6 protein-coding genes and 1 tRNA gene are annotated in these 4,803 nt (G+C 64.4%); 6 read left to right on the top strand and 1 reads right to left on the bottom strand.

From position 1 onward, the window contains the following. Window positions 1-191: 191 nt before the first annotated feature. The 4 genes from G4D87_RS33765 to G4D87_RS33780 all read left to right on the top strand — a co-directional run bounded on the left by G4D87_RS33765 (window position 192) and on the right by G4D87_RS33780 (window position 3,558). Window positions 192-818 (top strand): TetR/AcrR family transcriptional regulator, encoded by a 627-nt coding sequence (locus G4D87_RS33765; protein WP_240358825.1) that lies wholly within the window; start codon window positions 192-194, stop codon window positions 816-818. A 63-nt stretch (window positions 819-881) separates the two neighbouring features. After that, window positions 882-980, top strand: a tRNA-Sec gene (locus G4D87_RS33770). Between the two features lie 110 nt (window positions 981-1,090). Then, the gene (locus G4D87_RS33775) at window positions 1,091-2,212 is read left to right on the top strand and encodes a tyrosine-type recombinase/integrase (protein ID WP_163786797.1); all 1,122 of its coding nucleotides are present in this window, start codon (window positions 1,091-1,093) and stop codon (window positions 2,210-2,212) included. Between the two features lie 665 nt (window positions 2,213-2,877). Continuing rightward, window positions 2,878-3,558 (top strand): hypothetical protein, encoded by a 681-nt coding sequence (locus G4D87_RS33780; RefSeq protein WP_163786798.1) that lies wholly within the window; start codon window positions 2,878-2,880, stop codon window positions 3,556-3,558. 126 nt (window positions 3,559-3,684) lie between these two features. On the opposite strand, the gene G4D87_RS40070 is transcribed toward G4D87_RS33780, so the two are convergent. Further along, window positions 3,685-3,813: a hypothetical protein gene (locus G4D87_RS40070; RefSeq protein WP_275902322.1), complete on the bottom strand. Its 129-nt coding sequence runs from the start codon at window positions 3,811-3,813 to the stop codon at window positions 3,685-3,687. On the opposite strand from G4D87_RS40070, the gene G4D87_RS33785 reads away from it, so the two are divergent. Next, the gene (locus G4D87_RS33785) at window positions 3,812-4,225 is read left to right on the top strand and encodes a transposase (protein WP_163786799.1); all 414 of its coding nucleotides are present in this window, start codon (window positions 3,812-3,814) and stop codon (window positions 4,223-4,225) included. The two genes, G4D87_RS40070 and G4D87_RS33785, sit on opposite strands and share 2 nt — an antisense overlap. Next, window positions 4,222-4,641: a helix-turn-helix domain-containing protein gene (locus tag G4D87_RS33790; RefSeq protein ID WP_163786800.1), complete on the top strand. Its 420-nt coding sequence runs from the start codon at window positions 4,222-4,224 to the stop codon at window positions 4,639-4,641. The genes G4D87_RS33785 and G4D87_RS33790 overlap by 4 nt, the downstream gene beginning before the upstream one ends. Window positions 4,642-4,803: the final 162 nt, after the last annotated feature.

A 4,803-nucleotide genomic window follows, 5' to 3' on the forward strand; every position in this document is an offset into this window, starting at 1 on the left:
CGCGGTAGCCCCGCCCCTGCCCTCGCAGCGCCTGCGCGACGCTGCGTCCAATGACACCCGAGGCGCCGAACAACGCGACCGTGCCCATGTCCTGCTCCCTCTTCCGAACGGCGAGTGGTTTGTGAACACCGTTCATGAACGCCGTTCATCTACTGCTGGCCGTTCAGTTGGTCAAGGCCTACACTGGGAACATGGGGATTGCGGAGCGGAAGGAGCGACAGCGGGCGGAGCTGCGCGAGCAGATTCTGCGAGTCGCCCGGGACATCGTGGTGAAGGAGGGCTTCCCTGCCCTCTCGATGCGCAAGCTGGCGGACGCGGTGGAGTACGCGCCGGCGACGCTCTACCTCCACTTCGAGAACCGGGAGGCCATCGCGAAGGAGCTGTGCGTGCGCGGCTTCCAGGACCTGCTTGCAACGCTGGAGCCCGCGGCCCAGGTGGAGGACCCGCTGGAGCGGTTGCCCAAGCTGGCGGAGGCATATGTCCGCTTCGGCCTGGAGCACCCGGAGACGTACCGGCTCATCTTCATGGAGGACCCGAAGCTCTCCACGGCGCTGTTCGGGGATAACCCGGAGAGCGCGGGGCCGAGGTCCTTCGGGGTGCTGGTGCAGGTGTTCGTGAACCTGCTGGCGGCCGGGAGGCTGGAGGCAGGCACGAAGCCGGAGCAGCTCGCGGAGGTGCTGTGGGCGGGGGTTCACGGCATCGTGAGCTTGAGGCTCACGTGCACGGGGTTTCCCGGCACACCGGCGGAGGAGCTGACGCAGGTGCTGGTGACGACGCTGGTGAAGGGCTTGCCGGGGTTGAAGGCGGGACGGGCGTAGAAGGCGCGGTGAGCCCGTGGACCGCGGTTGACGGGGTCCGGAGGGTCCGGCGTAATCGCAGACGGTAGGGCCTCCGGACCTGGTGGCCGGCCCGGTCTTCAAAACCGGTGAGGGGCGCTGAGAGGCGTCCCTGGCGAGTTCGATTCCCGTGCCCTACCGCCATGTTTTCCTTGGGCTTTTCTGACGCGGCCCTGATCGGGTTGCGGGACGACCCGCCCTCCTTTACCTCTCGTACCCAAGTTTTACCCAAGTAGGGGGTACGGGAGCTGCGCATGCTGAAGTGGAGCGGAAAGTGGATCGGGGGCCGCACGTACACGGCCACCGACGGAAGCACGCGCTGGATCATCCGCAAGACGGTCGCCGGGGTCGCGTACAACGTCACGCTGGACGTACGGAGCGAGGCCGAGGCCCTGGCCGAGCTGGCGGCCTTCCGCCGCAACCCGGCTGCGTACCGGACCGCGAGCCAGGAGCGCCAGGACGAGGCCCAGCAGGCCCAGGAGGACGCCGCGCAGGCGGTGTTCCTGGACGAGGACCGTGCCCGGCGGTTCCTCCAGCACCTGAAGGCCAGCGGCAGGTCCGACGAGTACATGAAGAGCACGCGCAGCTACCTGGCCTCGTGGGCAACGGCGCTCGCGGACAAGGACCTGCGCGCGGTGACCGGACCGGCGTTGAAGAAGATCCTGGCCACCTGGGACACCGGCAAGAAGTGGCGCATCATCGTCTTCAAGTCCTTCACCTCGTTCCTTCAGGACGCGGGCGAGCTGGACCCGATGGTGAACCCCGGGCGCTTCCTGAAGGTCCCCCCTGCCCGCCGGAACCACGAACTCAAGGGCTACAGCATCGAGCACGTCCAGAAGCTCTACGCGGCCCTCGGCTCGCAGGCGATCCGCGACGTGCTGTGCCTCCAGGCCAAGACCGAGATGCACGGCACCGAGGTGAACCGGCTCGCGCGCGGTGACGGCAAGATCGCGGTTCTGAAGGACCAGGGCGAGATCGCCGCCACCGTCACGTTCAAGCACAAGACCGGGAAGCGGTTCACCCTTTCGCTGGATGCACAGGGACTCGCCGCCGCCCAGCGTCTTCAAGCCCGGGGTTCAGCGCCGGATCGGCAGACCATCCGCGAGGCCATGGAGCGCGTGTGTGCGCGCACTGGACTGGAGTTCGTCCACTTCGGCGCGATCCGGCACAGCTTCGCAACGTGGCTGGTCGAGCGGGGTAGCACCCACAGCCCGAAGGGCGGTGGCTTGCCCCTGGAGGCCGTCGCCCAGGCTCTCAACCACAGCAGCACCCGGACCACAGCCCTCCACTACGTCAGCGCCACAGTGCCGCCGATGTACGTCGTGCCCGTCATCTTGGAGCATCCAGAGGATCCGAGGCTGTTGCGTACCGTCTAAGCCCACGCGAGTTAACTTCCTGAACGCACAAACAGGGCTGATAGCCTGCGGAAATAAATTAGGGGTGTGTCATGGACCGTAAAGAGACCAAAAAACTCAATGACCTGACGCAGCTAAAACTCGTCCAAGTTCACAAATTCCCTCCTGAGTTACGGACTTTAGCGCAGGAGGAGGGTCTAACCTTCGGAGGCTGGCTTTGCGACAGCAACAGCTTGAAGTTGGTTCGACTCGTGATGGATCGATTGCCAGATCACCCATGCTCACTCGTGGCGGGATTCGCGCTCCCACCCATACGCGAACCATCGGGAGCGCTAATTTCAGATCCTGAGATTCCCCGTGCGCACGTATGGGTCCGATTCGATGGTTGTGACTATGATCCATCCTGGGAGCAGAAAGGCTGGCCCGTGGAGACCATACTCCACTACGAGGCGTTCTCCATCTTGCCCGCCGACCTCCCGTGTGCACCCGCTCCAAACTCTGGTGCCCTGCGTCGTCTATCCCGCCTTGCACAAACGCTTGAGATCGACATCTGCTGATCTGCCTAAAGCGCCTAGTAATCCAAGTGGCTCGGATCGCGATTCCAAAGCGCCTGCTGCGCGCACTCTTTTCCTCTAGCCCTATGCACCGGCAGACTTTAGGCTGTTGCGATGTCAAAACGCCCTACCTTGCCTGCACGCACTGCGCGCCCACCCATCACCGAAGCACTCAAGTCTTTTAAGCAAGCCATTTCGGAAATCAACGATTTCTATTGGGGTGCCCGAGCAGGGTTCGATTCTTTGCGGAGGTTGCGACCACCAACGGCCGTGCTCCCAGCGGACTTCCTTGAGCCAGCCATCGCTGCACATCTGAACGTCAACCTAACGGAGTTCGACCGGCGACTCGATGAACAACCAAGGCGCCTCCATTATCTGTGCCTGGTCGATGCTGTAACGTTTTACGAGGAATTCCTTCTCAAGACGCTGGTGCGTGAACTTCCGTCGCGCAAAGTCTTCAAGCCGAACAAGCCCACCGAGAAGCAGGCGAAGAACATCATCAATGGCTCTTATGAGAAAAGACCCGAAGATATCGATGATGCGCTCGAACTAGACATTTGCTCGTTTGGTTCGGAGCATGACTTGGATATTGAAGACCTGAAGTCCGCCTTTCTTGCCCGCAACTGCATCGTTCATGCCGGTGGAACTGTTTCCGATCGAGAGTTGCCCCGGCTATCACTGCTCGTACCCGGTTTAAAGGAGTCAGATCGGTTGCCTGTCGATGAGCCGCTCTGGCGTCGCTTCTTGGGCGCTCTCTTAAACCACGCGGAGGATCTTGATCTCTTGACACGACTAAACTACCGCAAGCCTTGAGTGGCATGGGTGCGCAGGCTGTTCAAGCCCCCTGTGTCAGGGAAGATGTCGCCTCGGCTGACCTGCCGAGCTGACAACGCCCAGGGGGCGAGAGCAGGCAGGACGCAGTGTCGTACACGGATGTATTCAAGCGCAGATGGTGAAGCGGATGGTGGGCCCCGGCGCGGTGAGTGCCGCGGCGTTGGCCCGCCAGGTGGGAGTCTCCCAGCCGACGCTGTCGCAGTGGTTGCGGGAGGCGAATAAGTTGGCGGCCATGACGCCCCCGCCCGAGGAGAAGCCCGTCGGCCCCAAGAAGTGGACGCCCGAGGAGAAGATGCGCGTGCTGGCGGAGGCGCATGGACTGGCGGGTGAGGCATTGGGAGCGCTGCTGCGCCGAGAGGGGCTGCACGAGGGGCAACTGGCTGAGTGGCGCGCGGCTGCCGCTGGAGCCCTCTCCCAGGGCACGAAGGAGGCGCCGTCCGGGGCCCTGACGGCCGGTCAGCGACGGCGGCTGGCTGTGTCGGAGAAGCGAGTGAAGGAGCTCGAGCGCGAGCTGCGCCGCAAGGAGAAGGCGCTGGCTGAGGCGGCCGCTCTGCTGGTGCTCGAAAAAAAACTTCAGGCGATGGGTTGGGACGAGAAGGACTCGGGCGACGAGGACGACGCAGCGGACGAGACGTGCGAGAAATGACGCTCGCGCTCGTCGACGAGGCGCTGGAGAAGGGCGTGCGTCTGGAGGCCATCTGCGCTCGGCTCGGAGTCGTCCCGCGCACCATTCAGCGTTGGAGGAAGCCAGCCACGGCGGAGGACAGGCGGTGCGGTCCGCATACCCGGCCGGCCAACCGGCTGTCCGAGGTGGAGCGACGCCGCATCCTGGCGGTGGCCAACAGCGAGGAGTTCCGGGACGCCTCGCCCAAGCAGATTGTCCCCAGGCTGGCGGACAGGGGCGAGTACGTGGCCAGCGAGGCGAGCTTCTACCGGGTGTTGCGTGAAGCGGGCCAGTTGGCCCACCGCGGCCGCGCCAAGGCCCCTGTGCCCAGGCCTCGGGCCGAGCACCTCGCCACCGGGCCCCGCCAGGGTAAGCGTTCAGGTGGGATGAGCGGTTGAAGAAGGAGCAGGCCAGCAGCCGACGGTAGGCTCGTCGCTCGCTGACGCGGCGTGGGGCATGGGACACGGCGTGTCGTGGCCGAGGTCGACCCCAAGGATGCGCGCATCGCGGAGCTCGAGCGTCAAGTCGAGGAGCTGACTCGACTGGTGCAGGAGCTGCGG

This window comes from Myxococcus vastator (assembly GCF_010894475.1).
In the GTDB taxonomy this organism is placed as follows: Bacteria; Myxococcota; Myxococcia; order Myxococcales; family Myxococcaceae; genus Myxococcus; species Myxococcus vastator.